Annotated in this window: 18 protein-coding genes; all 18 read right to left on the bottom strand. The window is 62.8% G+C overall.

Going from position 1 to position 12,228, the window contains the following annotated elements:
* Positions 1 to 7 precede the first annotated feature (7 nt).
* The 18 genes from BG60_RS32365 to BG60_RS40015 all read right to left on the bottom strand — a co-directional run bounded on the left by BG60_RS32365 (position 8) and on the right by BG60_RS40015 (position 12,016).
* Positions 8 to 661, bottom strand: coding sequence for a hypothetical protein (locus BG60_RS32365; RefSeq protein WP_152563249.1), 654 nt, complete (start codon positions 659 to 661; stop codon positions 8 to 10).
* Positions 606 to 944 (bottom strand): head-tail joining protein, encoded by a 339-nt coding sequence (locus BG60_RS32370; RefSeq protein WP_034473995.1) that lies wholly within the window; start codon positions 942 to 944, stop codon positions 606 to 608. The genes BG60_RS32365 and BG60_RS32370 overlap by 56 nt, the downstream gene beginning before the upstream one ends.
* Positions 945 to 947: 3 nt before the next feature.
* A complete protein-coding gene (locus tag BG60_RS32375) occupies positions 948 to 1,193 on the bottom strand; it encodes a hypothetical protein (protein WP_034473996.1) in 246 nt (81 codons plus the stop codon).
* An 8-nt stretch (positions 1,194 to 1,201) separates the two neighbouring features.
* Positions 1,202 to 2,248, bottom strand: a complete 1,047-nt coding sequence (locus BG60_RS32380) for a major capsid protein (protein ID WP_034473997.1) — start codon at positions 2,246 to 2,248, stop codon at positions 1,202 to 1,204.
* A 77-nt stretch (positions 2,249 to 2,325) separates the two neighbouring features.
* Complete coding sequence (locus tag BG60_RS32385; RefSeq protein ID WP_034473998.1) at positions 2,326 to 2,739, bottom strand: head decoration protein; 414 nt, start codon at positions 2,737 to 2,739, stop codon at positions 2,326 to 2,328.
* Positions 2,740 to 2,766: 27 nt separating this feature from the next.
* A complete protein-coding gene (locus BG60_RS32390) occupies positions 2,767 to 3,363 on the bottom strand; it encodes a hypothetical protein (RefSeq protein ID WP_152563250.1) in 597 nt (198 codons plus the stop codon).
* A gap of 23 nt (positions 3,364 to 3,386) precedes the next feature.
* Positions 3,387 to 4,283: a S49 family peptidase gene (locus tag BG60_RS32395; protein WP_034473999.1), complete on the bottom strand. Its 897-nt coding sequence runs from the start codon at positions 4,281 to 4,283 to the stop codon at positions 3,387 to 3,389.
* Between the two features lie 13 nt (positions 4,284 to 4,296).
* Entirely contained in the window at positions 4,297 to 5,958 is a 1,662-nt protein-coding gene (locus BG60_RS32400; RefSeq protein WP_034474003.1) for a phage portal protein, read from the bottom strand.
* Positions 5,959 to 5,961: 3 nt separating this feature from the next.
* Positions 5,962 to 6,237 carry a gpW family protein gene (gpW, locus tag BG60_RS32405; protein ID WP_241484916.1) on the bottom strand — a complete coding sequence of 92 codons (276 nt, stop codon included), beginning with the start codon at positions 6,235 to 6,237 and terminating at the stop codon, positions 5,962 to 5,964.
* Between the two features lie 17 nt (positions 6,238 to 6,254).
* Positions 6,255 to 8,276, bottom strand: coding sequence for a phage terminase large subunit family protein (locus tag BG60_RS32410; protein ID WP_034474006.1), 2,022 nt, complete (start codon positions 8,274 to 8,276; stop codon positions 6,255 to 6,257).
* Positions 8,254 to 8,832 (bottom strand): hypothetical protein, encoded by a 579-nt coding sequence (locus tag BG60_RS32415; RefSeq protein ID WP_034474007.1) that lies wholly within the window; start codon positions 8,830 to 8,832, stop codon positions 8,254 to 8,256. Before BG60_RS32415 ends, BG60_RS32410 begins: the two co-directional genes overlap by 23 nt.
* 182 nt (positions 8,833 to 9,014) lie before the next feature.
* Positions 9,015 to 9,224: a hypothetical protein gene (locus tag BG60_RS32420; RefSeq protein WP_034474060.1), complete on the bottom strand. Its 210-nt coding sequence runs from the start codon at positions 9,222 to 9,224 to the stop codon at positions 9,015 to 9,017.
* Between the two features lie 8 nt (positions 9,225 to 9,232).
* Positions 9,233 to 9,484, bottom strand: coding sequence for a hypothetical protein (locus BG60_RS32425; protein WP_152563251.1), 252 nt, complete (start codon positions 9,482 to 9,484; stop codon positions 9,233 to 9,235).
* A gap of 7 nt (positions 9,485 to 9,491) precedes the next feature.
* On the bottom strand, positions 9,492 to 10,178 hold the full coding sequence (locus BG60_RS32430) for a hypothetical protein (protein WP_034474009.1): 687 nt from the start codon (positions 10,176 to 10,178) through the stop codon (positions 9,492 to 9,494).
* Positions 10,178 to 10,828, bottom strand: a complete 651-nt coding sequence (locus tag BG60_RS32435) for a hypothetical protein (RefSeq protein WP_034474010.1) — start codon at positions 10,826 to 10,828, stop codon at positions 10,178 to 10,180. Before BG60_RS32435 ends, BG60_RS32430 begins: the two co-directional genes overlap by 1 nt.
* A 198-nt stretch (positions 10,829 to 11,026) precedes the next feature.
* Positions 11,027 to 11,455: a hypothetical protein gene (locus BG60_RS32440; protein ID WP_034474011.1), complete on the bottom strand. Its 429-nt coding sequence runs from the start codon at positions 11,453 to 11,455 to the stop codon at positions 11,027 to 11,029.
* Between the two features lie 190 nt (positions 11,456 to 11,645).
* Positions 11,646 to 11,894 carry a hypothetical protein gene (locus BG60_RS32450; RefSeq protein WP_034474013.1) on the bottom strand — a complete coding sequence of 83 codons (249 nt, stop codon included), beginning with the start codon at positions 11,892 to 11,894 and terminating at the stop codon, positions 11,646 to 11,648.
* Complete coding sequence (locus BG60_RS40015; protein WP_277621803.1) at positions 11,891 to 12,016, bottom strand: hypothetical protein; 126 nt, start codon at positions 12,014 to 12,016, stop codon at positions 11,891 to 11,893. Before BG60_RS40015 ends, BG60_RS32450 begins: the two co-directional genes overlap by 4 nt.
* Between the last annotated feature and the right edge of the window lie 212 nt (positions 12,017 to 12,228).

A 12,228-nucleotide genomic window follows, 5' to 3' on the forward strand; every position in this document is an offset into this window, starting at 1 on the left:
GTCGCTCCTATTGAGGAAATTGAACGTTGACCTCGCCTTCCGCGCGGCCGTCGGGGCCCTGCGTGCGCGGAGCCGGCGTAACAGCGTCGGGGAATGGCGGGTTCGGATATGTGCCGTTCGGATCGGCGACGTTCGTGAGGTCCGCCGTCACGTCCATTGCAAGCAACTGCGTGTTGATGTCGGGATAGAACGTCTCGACGAACTCAACGCCCAGCAGGACCGAGAGGCCGCCTACGTGCGTCGAGCCATCAGCGGTCACTTCCGTTTCGGTGTCGCAGAATGAGAAGTCCTGCACAATGCGGCGCAACGGAATGCTCTTGAATACCGCTTCTTCGATCTCGGCGCCGAGCGTCTCCAGAGCGAGAAGCGCGGCCGGGCCCGATGCAGCCGACACCTCTGCCTTGATCTCGAAGGCGGCTATCGTGGTGAACGCGGTCGGGCCATTTCTGCCGTTCGACTGCTTGCGTTCTTTTGCCGGTCGTAACTTGATCGCTGGCAGCTTGGGCGCCGCCACGTTCCAGTCGCCTGGCGAATACACGGTCACGCCCGGGATCGTCTGCAAGATCGAGAGCAGAACACCGCGCAATTGCGCGCGGCCGGTTTGATCAGGCATCGGTTTGCCCCGGAACGTTGAGCATGAGCCGGCCGCCGCCGTGGCCATCGAGATGGACCTCGCGCACCTGCAACTGCTCGCCCGTCTTGTTGATCATCAGCGTGTCGTACTGCTGCGGCTCGACGGGGAACTGCGAGACCTGAATTCCGACCGTCGGCTGCTGCGTGACGACCGTCGACCCGGTCACCGGATCGACGCCGAAGAACGCCTTGTCATAGGCACCGGTGATCTGGAACGAGCCACCGTGGGCAGGCATATAGGTGATCGCCGTCCCGAACTGCGCCATCAAAGGACCGAGGATCTTGCCGTCGACGATGTCGTCCCAGTCCATCGGTCACTCCGACTCGTTGATCGACACCTGGCCGCCAGTGATCTGCGCGCCTTCGAGCTTCACTTCCTCGACCTTCTCGGGAACGAGGTAGCCGAGATCGCGCAAGCGCTTGACTTCGGACTCGGGCAGCTTCACCTTCTGACCAGTGGTGCGGATGACGTCGACAACTTCGTCGCCGCTTTTCACGCGGTCATGGATCGTGCGATTGCGCGCGACGACGGCTTCAACCATCTTTTCGTTGGTAGCCATCAGTCACCTCACGCGACGGTCGCAGCGAGCGCGGCGTTCACGCGGCTCGGGATGATGATCGGAGCCGATTGCATCATCAGGAAGCGCTGCGCCGGGTCGTCCTTCAACCACGTCTTCGGCGCGAACGGCAGCGAAGCGTAGTTGAACGCCGGATCGATGATCTGACCGAAGGCGCGGGTGCCATCGAGATCCGGGCCCGTCATGATGAGCGAGCCATCCGGAAGCATCGGTTGCTCGACGTTGTTGTCGTCGACGTACCAGTCGTTGTAGAGCCAGAGGTTGTACTGCCCCCACACTCCCTTCGACACGGCACCGCGCTGGATCTGTGCGCCTACGTTCACGACGTTGCCGTTTTGGCCCAACGCCGGATAGTAGATCGCCCCCTTCAGCGTCGGGTCGAGCTTGAAACCGTTCCACGCCTTCGGGGTGAAGACGATGTCGGTTGCGACTGCGCCCGACGACTTCAGGATCTGCTGCTGCCACGTTTCGATATTGCCGGTCGGATTCGCCGTACCAGCGGCGATGTTTGCAGCCGTCCACTGCGCGCCGCCCGTCAGAGCGATCGTCAACGAACCGTCGCGGCCGAAGTCGATCACGGTCGTCGGGAAGCCTTCGCCAGAAACCGTGAGCGTGCCGGTTACCAACACCTGCGCCGCCATCCACTCCATGCGACGCGTGAGCATATCGATCTGATCGTTGAGCTCGAACTCGAGGTTCATCTGCTCACGAACTTCGGGCGACAACTCGCCGCCGATGCGCTCGCCGATCATCCGGCGAACAGGCTTGCGCAGGTCCGGTGCGCGCTTGTCCTTGATGTACGGCGGCTTGAAGGTGTTCGTCTGGTAGCGGCGGCTCTCGACGAGTTTGCCTTCAACCAGCGGCGAGCAGAACGGCGACATCCGACGCTTGCCGACGTCCACGTCGATCGAGACGAACTCGCTGTCTGCCGGGATCATGTTCGGGAAGAAGCGGTCCAGCAACCAGCTCTGCGCCATCTTCAGGTTCTGCACGACCCCGACCAGGGTGTTGGTGTCGTAAATCAAGTTTCCGGGCATTGCTCTCTCCGAGTGTGTGGCCCAAATGAAAAAGCCCCGCTCGGTGGCGGGGCCTTCACATCAGTTCAGTTGAGGGTTTAGCTCGGGTCAGCAGCCGAGACCGAGGACTTGAGGTGGATGCCGAGCGGGCGCAGCGCGTCTTGAGCAGCCGTCGACGTGATGCCCGTGCCGAGCGTCACCGCGTTGACATTGAACTCGCCTTCGAGATACACGCCTGCGACTACGTCGCCCGCGCTGCCGTCGGCGTAGTCGGCCAAGATCGCCGTCGGCGTCTGGCTACCATCGGACGAAGCCGACAGCGCGACGGTGTACTTGCCGCTCGCCGTAATCTTGCCGAGCACCGTGCCGCGCACGAACGGGCCGCCCGTGATCGTGACGTTGCGGGTGACGAGTTGCTTCGGCCCCGCGATTAGCTGATCGGGGACGAAGGTCTGTGCGGATGCCGACGGGACTTGGGGGTTCTCCCCGACCGTGGTAGGAGTCAATGCCATCTGAGTTTCTCCGGGTTTGGGGAGGGGTTACTGTTCACCGCGGCGCAGCTTACCTGCCGCAACAATTCGTTCTGCAAGCGTCGGTTCGGCGGGAGCGCCTCCCGACGCGCCGGGATTCGCCGGCCGCGCGTGAGCCATCCGCTCATCGAGCGACTTGCGTTGCTGCGCCGCCGGAGCGGCGGCCTCCGGGGCAGCAGCACGGGCGCCGGAGCCGAGGATCGAGATCGCGTCTGCCGACGACAGCTTCGTGTTGAACGCGAACTTTGCGGCTTGCTCGACATTGCCGGTCGCAATGCCGTACGCCAAGATTCGCGCGCAGCGTGCGCGCTCAGTCGCGCGAGCGGCCTTCTTGGAGTCGTCGGTTTCGTCGTCGCCGTCCTCCGCCTCGGTGTCGTCACCGTCGACGTCGTCCGCCTTCGCTTTCTTGGCCCCTTCTTCCTTGCGCTTTTCTTCTTCGGCCTTTTCCTTGTCGTCGAGCTCTTCCATGCGCTTCGCATAGTCCTCGTCGGACTCGTCCTCACGCTGCTTGCGCTCGTCGTCTTCTTGTTCGGCGCGCGCGGCGCCGGCACGGCTCAGCAGGTGGGCAAACGGCGCCACGCCCGCAAGGGTCTTTTTCAAACTCATTGCATACCTCGTGAGAGTGTTGTTTAGGCCAGCTCGGCTAGCAAGGCCAGGAGCGCCGAATCTGGCGCCATCACTGCGTCTGCAAGCCCTCGGCTGACGCCGTTTTCGCCCATGAAGCAGGCGGCCTGCATCTCGCGCACTGCGTCAGGCGCGAGATTCCGGTTACGGGCGACCGTGCTTACGAACAGTTCGCCCATGGTGTTGATGTCGGCCTGCGCGGCTTCGAATGCTTCCTTCGAGAGCGGAATCTCCGGATGGAAGTCCGCTTTGCGATCGCCGTACGTTATGAACGTGACCTGATAGCCAGACGCCGTGAGGGCCTTCGACCAGTCGACGTGCATCGTGATCACGCCGATCGAACCGACACCGCCCGTGCGCGGGACGATGATCTTGTCGGTCGCGCTCGCGAGCGCATACGCCGCCGAGTACGCCGACTCGGAGAGAATCGACCACATCGGTTTGTCGCCGCGCAACGCATACACCGTATCGACCAGGTCGAAGCATCCGGCGACTTCGCCGCCCGGGGAATCGATGTCGAACACGATCGCGCGCACGCCTGGATCGGCATGAGCGGACAGAATGCTCTGCCGAAGCCCGTCGTATCCTGTCATGCCGGAGTACGGCCGCAGCGACCGGAGCTTCTGGACGAGCGTTCCGCGCACAGTAATCATCGCGATGCCGGTGTCGGCAATCATGTCGTAGCCGGGATCGACCACGCGCCCGGCGCGGGTGTCGGACTCGTATTCGTCGTCCCACGCGCCGAACGCCATCGGGCTGATGGTCGATCCATCGAGACGCCCGATGTGCGAGATACCGAGCCGGTCGGCAAGAGAAGCCATAACGACTTCGGCCTTCTCTCGCTTGATCGCCAGCGGAGTGTTGAACATCCGCTGGCTCAGAAACGCCAATTGGCCGTGCATAGCCTCTCCAATGTCATTGCGCCTTCGGCTCCTGTGTTACCTCGTCCGCCGTCGCGTCTTCTTTCAGTGTCGAGGGAAGAGGAATGCCGCGATCCTTGATGTACTGGATCTCGACCGCCCGCTGGTCGATGTTGTCGCGCCAATCGTTGCCCGACAGCTGCGCCGATTCGTCTTCAAGCGTCGACAGTCCGGACTCGATGCCGAGCGCCGCACCCTGCCGTTCCTTCATCGGATCAACGTAGCCGCGGCCCGGACCGATCCACCATGCACGCGTATATGCCGCGCGCGCCATTGCGAACTCGGGCGCGCCAGACGGAAGCGGAAGCTCGCCGATGTCCATCATTTCCTCGACCATCGCGCACAGAATGGGCTGCCCGAATCCGCGCCCGAAGTCGCTGCGGCGGCGGTCGAACGTCTTCCACGCCTCCAGCGCCGCCGCTCGATAGGACGAGTAGTTCACATCTGCCCAGTTCTGGGTGATCTGTTGTGCCGACATGCCGGTGCCCGCCGCGACGTTGCGCAGCATGGCGTTCTCGAACTCGGCGAAGTTACCCGCCGGCCGGGTAGCCGACACCGTGTTAATCGTTTCGCCAGGGAACAGGATCGGCAACCGCGCGCCGCCGAGACGGAGATCGGTCTTGTCGTGGAACTCTGCGCGAGCGTCCTGATAGCCGTTGTATCCGTCGACCGCGTCTTCACCATCGCCAAGAGCCTCGGTGACGAGCTGCTTGTCGAACGGGCTCGTGACGTAGGCGCCGAAGATCGCATTGATGATTGCTGCGTCGAGCTCGGTGCCGTCGTACTTGATCAGCATCTTCAGCCGCTGCAGCACGGGCGTCAGGATGCCCGCGCCGCCGCGATGCTGCGACGCGCGGTCGAAGTCATAGTCGTGAACGACGATCGGACGCCCCCAATCTGTTTCGGCAGCGATCCGCTCCCACGTCACCTGCTTTCCGCCGCTGAACCAGTCGCCTTGGTGCGCCCTTCGAATGTGATACGCCACCGGCGCACCATATTCATCAACCTCGACGCCGCCGCGCATCGTCTGGCGGTCAAAATTTTGTTGCGGGTTCGACAAGCGGTCAGGGTCGATCAGCTGCAGCACGGTCGCGTAGCGCGCGCCGCGCGGCAGGCGCTCCGGCATCCACTGAAGGATCGCCAGAGCATCGCCGTCGACGATCTTGTGGCGGAAGGCCACGCGCATCATCTGCGGGATCGTCAGCTTGCGCTGCGCGTCGCAGAAATGCGCCGGATCTTCCGACCATGTGCGCCATCCGGCCTCCAGTGCGCGACCGAATTCGTCCGCCCACATGTGGTCGAACGCCTTGTTGCCGGTCATCGCAGCGAGCGCGCGGTGGTCCGGCTTCGAGATCGGTCGGAAGTCTGCGCCGATCACATTGTCGAGCGTGCGCGTGACCGCCGCACTCGCCCAACCATCGTTGCGCACCAGATCGCGCACGCGCGAGACGATGCGATCGCGATACGGGTTGAGTTCGCCATCCGGCGACCAAAGCACCGGGTTCCAGTCCCGCATGTGCTGACTGGACATGTCCGCCGCATCGAATGCGCTGGTGCTGCCGTACCCGCTATAGCTGCCGTTCAGCGCGAGCGCACGGCTCTTGCGCTCCGGCAGCGGCTTCCCGTCCGGACCAAGTAGCTGTACGTTCGATTCCATGCGTTATCGCCGTGTGAAGGTAATTCGGTTCGCTCTGCGGGGCGACGAGACGATGCCGAGCTGCGCCTGCATCAACTGAATTGCCGCAGCCAATTCCGCGAGATTTGCGCGCGTGTACGTGACCGAGCGCGTACCGTCGCCCTGTGTGTACGAGTAAGACTCGCCCTGCGCGCCCGTCGACAACTGGATGTAGATCTGCTGCGCGTTGGCGAGTGACTGCCGCAGCGCTGTCTGATCCATGCCGGCGAGCAGGCTGCGGCTCGGGTCGAAGCATCGCAAAGTGGTTCTCCTATGCTTCAGCCGGCGAGCCGCCGGATCCGAGAGCGTTTCTCAGGCTGTGCCTGTTTGATGATCGGGCCGTCTGGGCGTACGGGCCGCGCCGCGCTCACCACATCGAGCTCGACCTCCTGCCGCGTCTCCGGAGCAGGCGGCAGAAGATCGGACGGATCCGCCTGCACCGCTTCGACGCGCCGGTTCAACTTCAGGCCCATGTGCATCAGGCCGCACAGCGCGGCATAGCCGTACACCCGAATGTCGAGCGCTTCGTTCGCGCGGCCAGGCGGCAACTCCCACACCCGAAACTTCTGCCCGTTGGCAAACTTCGTCACCGAGCGCTCGGAGATGAGCTGCGCGAAGTAGTTGATGTCGCGGTCCGTCGGGAAGTGCATGTACCCGGCCGGGTATGTGAGCACGCCGTCGTTATCTTCGGGGTCGCGCCGCAACCGCTCGCGTATCACATCCTTTGCCGCGTTCACGCCGATGATGACCGGCCGAAACGTCGATTTCGTTCGCGACGACGGCCGCTTCGTCGGCCAGACAGGTGACCTCGCGCCGCCGCGCGCCGACTCGCCCTTGATCGCCCAGATGCGGCGCCCGAGTCGCGCCTTCGCGAACTCGTACACCTTCTGCGTATGGTGACCGCCTGAGTCGATACACGCGGCGGAGACTGCGAAGCCTCGACCGTCCGCGCGCCGCCATACCCGCTTCAGATACTCGTCGACGCGTTTCCATAGCTCCGCGCCCTCTGGGTCGCCCTCGATGACCGCGTGGTCGATCGACCAGCTTTCCTCGTTGTGCCCCCAGCCGATCGTTTCGAGTTCGACGCGGTCGTCCTGTACGTCGCCCCCGACCGTGATCAGGCCGACGCCGTCGGGCACTTCCGCATCCCAGACTTCCGTCCGAGCGGCCAGCCGCCACTCGCTCAACGCGCGGTCGCCGCGATCTTCATACGGCTCGCCGAGCACGAGGTTGATGAACGTCTGCCGCGCGAGCGGGTCGTCCTTCACTCGGAGCCATTCGGCAACGAGGTTCGACCAGCACGCGTTGGGAAAGAGGCTGTATCCGGCCCAAATGTGAAAGCCGGCATGCCCCTTGAACGGCTTCGTCGCGCGCCATTCGCCGTTCGTCACCATGTCGGCCTTGTCGGCCTCGTGGATGATGCAGCCGTTGTGTCGGCAGACGTAATAGACGCTTTCCGGGATGCCGTTGCCGTGCTCGTCCTTGTCCCACTTCATGCCGTACGGCGTTTCGGGACTGCCCCATTCGAGCACTTGCCGCTCGCCACAATGCGGGCAGGCCACGAAGAAATAGCGCTGATCGCTCTCGTTGAAGCTCTTCTCGATCCGGCTATAGCCCTTTACCGTCGGCGTCGAGCCGAGCACGATCTTGCGATTCCAGAACGTCTCCGACCGCTTCGTGCCGAGTGCGATCTGATCGCCTTCGTTGCCTGCGCCGTCGACCGGATAGGCGTCAACCTCGTCGAACATCACGACGCGCGAGGTGATCCGCCGGAAGCCCGCTGGGCTGTTCGCCCCAACGAGCGTCAGGCTCGATCCGTTTCGGAACGTCTTCGCGAGGATCGTCTGATCGCTGTTCTTCGCCTTCTGATCGCCCGCGATCGCCGCCAGTACAGGCGTGTCGCGCAGCATCGGCGCGATTTCCGTCTTCGAATAGCTCTCCGCATCCTCGACACGGGGCTGCACGACGAGAATCGGCGAAGGATCCTGGTGGATGAAGAAGCCGACGGCGTGATCCATCAGCTTGGTGTAGCCGACGCGCGCCGACTTCATAACGCTGATCTTCTCGACGCTCGGGTCGGTTACTGCATCCAGCATGCCCCTCTGATAGCCGAACGCCCGGAAGCGGCCGGTTTGCGCACTCGTCTCACGCGACAGCACCGCATAGCGTTCGGCCCATTCGCTCAGCGTCAACTTGGGCGGGGGCGTCAGGTTTTGACGAAGCGCCGCCGCGAGACCCGCGCGCAACGCCGCATAGCCGCGCGCGTACCGCCGGGTGCTATTTAGGGTTGCCTGCTCCATCGCGAGTGAGTTCTTCGAGTGCTTCTGTGATGACCTCCTGCAACATGTCCTGCAGTTCAGCAGGCGTCTTGCACCGATGGAGACGCGGAGCCTGTTCCGCGGGAATCGACAGCAGGCGGGTTCGAACCTTGGCGTATTCGGTGCCGACGGCCTTCGCCACTTCGGCGACGTCGATCACCAGCCCGGAATCGCGGTCGTATTCGAGCTGAGCCTTCAGCCCGAGATAGTTCTCTTTGAAGCAGCGCGCTTCGTCGAAATCGAGCAGCTGCACGTTGCCCGACAAGATGCGGTCAGCGGCATCCGCCGCGCTCTCGCGTTCGCCGAGCGTTACCTCGCTGGCCGCCTGGGTAACGGTTTTGCGCTTGTTACCTGCGGGCGCTTGGGTAACAGGCGGGGTAACAGCCGGCGTGCCGTCGCGCCGGTACTTTTTCAGCAGTGCGTTTGACGCGTCGACATCGACTTCATCGCCCGCAAACACAAGCCAGCCGCGCTCCTTCCATTTTGTGACCGTCTTTCGACTGACGCCGTGGAGAGTTGCAAACTCGCTCTGATTCATCGCCGCTGGTGTTACCCAAATTTCAAATTTTTGTAGCTAGAGAAAGATCGCGCGCGCGCAGTGCCCGCGAAGCAGAAGGGCGGAGAGGGACCCGGTTGTAAACAATACCGACTACCCCTCCCAAACTCGCCCACCCACCCTCCAGACGCGCATCTTTTACAACCATCCCGCCGCCACTGACATCAATAGTTGCCGTCAGCGAGGATGCGGACACTGGGCTGGTCAACGTCGATCGCAGTGGCCTCATGCACCTCTGCGTCACCCGGAAGGCCGCGAGCGCGCAATGCAACATTGAGCAGGTGCTCGGCAGCAGCCGCGCAATCTGCGACAACGACCGCTGCGACGCCTACAGGCCAAACACCGGTGAAATCGGTGCACGTGTAAATCTTCATGGCACGGCTCACTTGTGGTTTGCGTTGCCCTCTATCTCCACATCGAAGTCGATGATGCTCAGCTTCAACACTGGCACACCGTATCCGTCCTGTTCGATAGCCATCGCCGTGACGCCGGCAATCACGGTTCCGTCCGGCAGTTCAATGCGTGCCGGCTTGAGGCCGATGCTGTCAGCGGCGCTCCTGACGACGCGCAACGCTATGCGAGCCCCCGTACGTGAGCTTCCCTTTGGGCCAGGCGGTGGCGGCAGTCGATCCATTCGTATTTCATCTCGCCGTCGCGAGCGCCTTTGCAAACGCCGCAGCAAACTCGGCGCGATATGTTGATGCGACCACCTCGCGGCCGCGCTTTCCGAAGTCGAGATGCTGCTTCACTGGCTGCGCATCACCGAAGCGGATGAGCAGTCTGAGGTGACTGGTCTTGTTCGCGCCGCGCATCGCGACGCCGCGCTTGCCGCTGCGCTTGATCGCCTTCACGTCGGTCGGACGCTGCCACACGCCCCCAATCGCCTCGCCGCTCGCGGTCTTGATCGTGCCGACGAAAATGTCCGGCCGCCCCTCCAGACGCTTCAGCGCGGTGCGACTGAAGTTGCCGTACTGGTTCAGCAATGCCATGTCCTTCGGATTCAGCCACGTCTTGCCCGAGCCGATGAGCTTATGCGTGCCACCAAACTCGTACGGCGCGAGATACGCGGCGGCGATGTCCTTCACGAAGACCATCGCCTCTTGCGTGTTCTTCTTCGCGGCCTTCACCCCGATCGAGTTGACCGTGAAAGGCGTGGGGCGATCGAACACTTGCGGGAGGGCCGTTTTCTCGGCGGCCTGAACGCGTTTAGCGACTGCCGTCAGCGCCTGTGCGGACGCGAACGGCAGTTGCTTGCGTTCGAAATCGTTGATCCTCCGCGTCAGCGCGTCGAGATCCGACTGAACGCTGATGCGGATTGGGCTCTGCATTACTCGCCGTCCTTGATGGTCGGGTGATTCTTGAGATCGGCCAGACGCTGAATCAGGCGCTGGTATTCGTGCACCGCGCTATTGCCGATCATCCGCACCAGCGCTTCGATCTCGCCGATGATCGTCAGCGGGTGGTCATCCGAGCCAGAGCCAGCCTGGGAAGCAGAAAGCGCCGCATCGGACTCCCCCGCTTCAGCACCGCCAGCCTCCGCATCAGCGGCGCCACCAGCGTCCAAAGGGACGGCATCCGACGACACGCTTGCAGGCGCTTGCGCATCGAGATTCGGCGCGGCGGGCGTCGGGTAGAGATCCGACGATCCCGCGCCGCCCGGATCAGCGATCGCGTCATTCACTACGGCGGATTCGTCGCTGGATGCTGCGGGCGAGGTCGAGGACGCGTCCACGGGCTTTCCCGCGTCAGCCTCCGTATCCGAGCCGGTCGCAGACACAGCCGGGTCCTGAGCAGCCTGGGCATCGCCATCCGTCTGGGCTGGCGACGAGGTTTGCTCCCCCACGTTGGCGCTCGGGTCAACGCCCGCTCCGTTCGCGATCAGATCAGGAATCTCGTCGCGCGTGATCTCGCGGATCGGCGCGACAGCCGCTTCGTCATTGTCGAAGATGACTTTGGTGTCGGGATTGAACTTCAGCATAGCAACCTCCGAAAAGAAAACGCCCCGGCATAAGCCGAGGCGTCAAATCAGGGCAGTTGCCCCGCCGAGGAGACACGCAGGAACGTGTTCGAGAAAGCAAAAAGCCCGCTCGGTGGCGGGCTTTCTCTACCGACGACTTCGCCTCCCAATCGGGAAGCGAAAGCTCACGCGCGAGGCGGATTCGGTAATCTGGCGCGATTATAGGACGGTTGCCGCTGGTTTACAACCGGTCTTTTGCAAGTTCTTCATGAACGATTGCGCATGGATCTTCGAGATGTGTTGCCGCAGCGAATTCTCTGCTTCCGCCAGCACGATTTCGAACTGCCGACCGCGCAACACGGCCTTGTGCTGCTTGCGCATGCGGGTCTGCACCTGGTCCGGCGACATCCTCCACACGTAGGTGTATTTCAACACCCACTTGTGCACGTGGTTAGGCATCGTCGACCATGCGGCCTCGACGAGCCAGCCGTCTTTCTCGACAGGTGTCACACCGTGCGGCGCTTCCTTCGCGTCGCGCAACGCGACATAGAGCTGCGCCCACTGCGCGCAGACTCCGGATTGAAATTTGGGCATGCGCACCGTCATGCCCCAGTTATCGAACCGCGCCTCGTTCGTCTCGAACTTCATTCAACCTCCGCCTCGTATTTGTTGCATCGGCGCATCTCGATCCAATCGAGTGACGCTTTCTGATTTCCTCTACTGCATACGTACTTTCGCGCGCCGCCCCAACGGGACAGCACGAGTTGGACACATCCCAAGAACGTGCCGTCCTGCTTGCGCTCCAGGACGATGGCCGGGTCCAAGAACTCGAACCGCCTCACATCGCCACCATGAAACTGATGCCCCAATTCATCAGCCACGCGACGAAGCTGTCTCGCAGCTCGGCGTTTCGAGGGAACGGGAACTCGACTTCAAGCGAATCGCCATCGCTCTCGATCTGACCGGCGAACGGGCAACCATCGAAGGCGATGACCTTCGCACCAGTCACTCCGTCGATGTGCTGCCTGCTCGTGTCGATCAGGCTCTGCGGAACGTCGGCGTATTGGATGTAGGCATGCGCGCTCACTGATGCACCTCCGTGCGCGAATACGCGGCGACAGCGAGAACCGACAGAGCGGTCCACATGAACACGAAAACGATGCCGGCGGCGGTCGTGCTCGGCGATGCGAGAGAGACGGCGGCGATCATCTCGTCACCTTTTGCGGTTGGATCGGAGCAGTCCAGCTCTTGCGCTTGATGCCGAGCGCCACCCAGAGCGCATCGAAGTTGTCCGGAATCGTCGTGTTCATGCTCAATCTCCCACTTCCATCTCGTTTAATCCGCTCTCGAGGAACGGGGCCAAAGTCTTTTTGTTGTCGTCGATGAAGGCTCGTGTCCGATAGACACCCGCCCTCACCCAC

The sequence above is a fragment of the Caballeronia zhejiangensis genome, assembly GCF_000698575.1.
Taxonomy (GTDB): Bacteria; Pseudomonadota; Gammaproteobacteria; order Burkholderiales; family Burkholderiaceae; genus Caballeronia; species Caballeronia zhejiangensis.

Excerpts from the sequence above, each read along its gene's own strand:
- BG60_RS32365 (WP_152563249.1), bottom strand. The coding sequence starts at position 661 with ATGGCCACGGCGGCGGCCGGCTCATGCTCAACGTTCCGGGGCAAACCG.
- BG60_RS32370 (WP_034473995.1), bottom strand. The coding sequence starts at position 944 with ATGGACTGGGACGACATCGTCGACGGCAAGATCCTCGGTCCTTTGATG.
- BG60_RS32375 (WP_034473996.1), bottom strand. The coding sequence starts at position 1,193 with ATGGCTACCAACGAAAAGATGGTTGAAGCCGTCGTCGCGCGCAATCGC.
- BG60_RS32380 (WP_034473997.1), bottom strand. The coding sequence starts at position 2,248 with ATGCCCGGAAACTTGATTTACGACACCAACACCCTGGTCGGGGTCGTG.
- BG60_RS32385 (WP_034473998.1), bottom strand. The coding sequence starts at position 2,739 with ATGGCATTGACTCCTACCACGGTCGGGGAGAACCCCCAAGTCCCGTCG.
- BG60_RS32390 (WP_152563250.1), bottom strand. The coding sequence starts at position 3,363 with ATGAGTTTGAAAAAGACCCTTGCGGGCGTGGCGCCGTTTGCCCACCTG.
- BG60_RS32395 (WP_034473999.1), bottom strand. The coding sequence starts at position 4,283 with ATGCACGGCCAATTGGCGTTTCTGAGCCAGCGGATGTTCAACACTCCG.
- BG60_RS32400 (WP_034474003.1), bottom strand. The coding sequence starts at position 5,958 with ATGGAATCGAACGTACAGCTACTTGGTCCGGACGGGAAGCCGCTGCCG.
- BG60_RS32410 (WP_034474006.1), bottom strand. The coding sequence starts at position 8,276 with ATGGAGCAGGCAACCCTAAATAGCACCCGGCGGTACGCGCGCGGCTAT.
- BG60_RS32415 (WP_034474007.1), bottom strand. The coding sequence starts at position 8,832 with ATGAATCAGAGCGAGTTTGCAACTCTCCACGGCGTCAGTCGAAAGACG.
- BG60_RS32420 (WP_034474060.1), bottom strand. The coding sequence starts at position 9,224 with ATGAAGATTTACACGTGCACCGATTTCACCGGTGTTTGGCCTGTAGGC.
- BG60_RS32425 (WP_152563251.1), bottom strand. The coding sequence starts at position 9,484 with ATGGATCGACTGCCGCCACCGCCTGGCCCAAAGGGAAGCTCACGTACG.
- BG60_RS32430 (WP_034474009.1), bottom strand. The coding sequence starts at position 10,178 with ATGCAGAGCCCAATCCGCATCAGCGTTCAGTCGGATCTCGACGCGCTG.
- BG60_RS32435 (WP_034474010.1), bottom strand. The coding sequence starts at position 10,828 with ATGCTGAAGTTCAATCCCGACACCAAAGTCATCTTCGACAATGACGAA.
- BG60_RS32440 (WP_034474011.1), bottom strand. The coding sequence starts at position 11,455 with ATGAAGTTCGAGACGAACGAGGCGCGGTTCGATAACTGGGGCATGACG.
- BG60_RS40015 (WP_277621803.1), bottom strand. The coding sequence starts at position 12,016 with ATGATCGCCGCCGTCTCTCTCGCATCGCCGAGCACGACCGCCGCCGGC.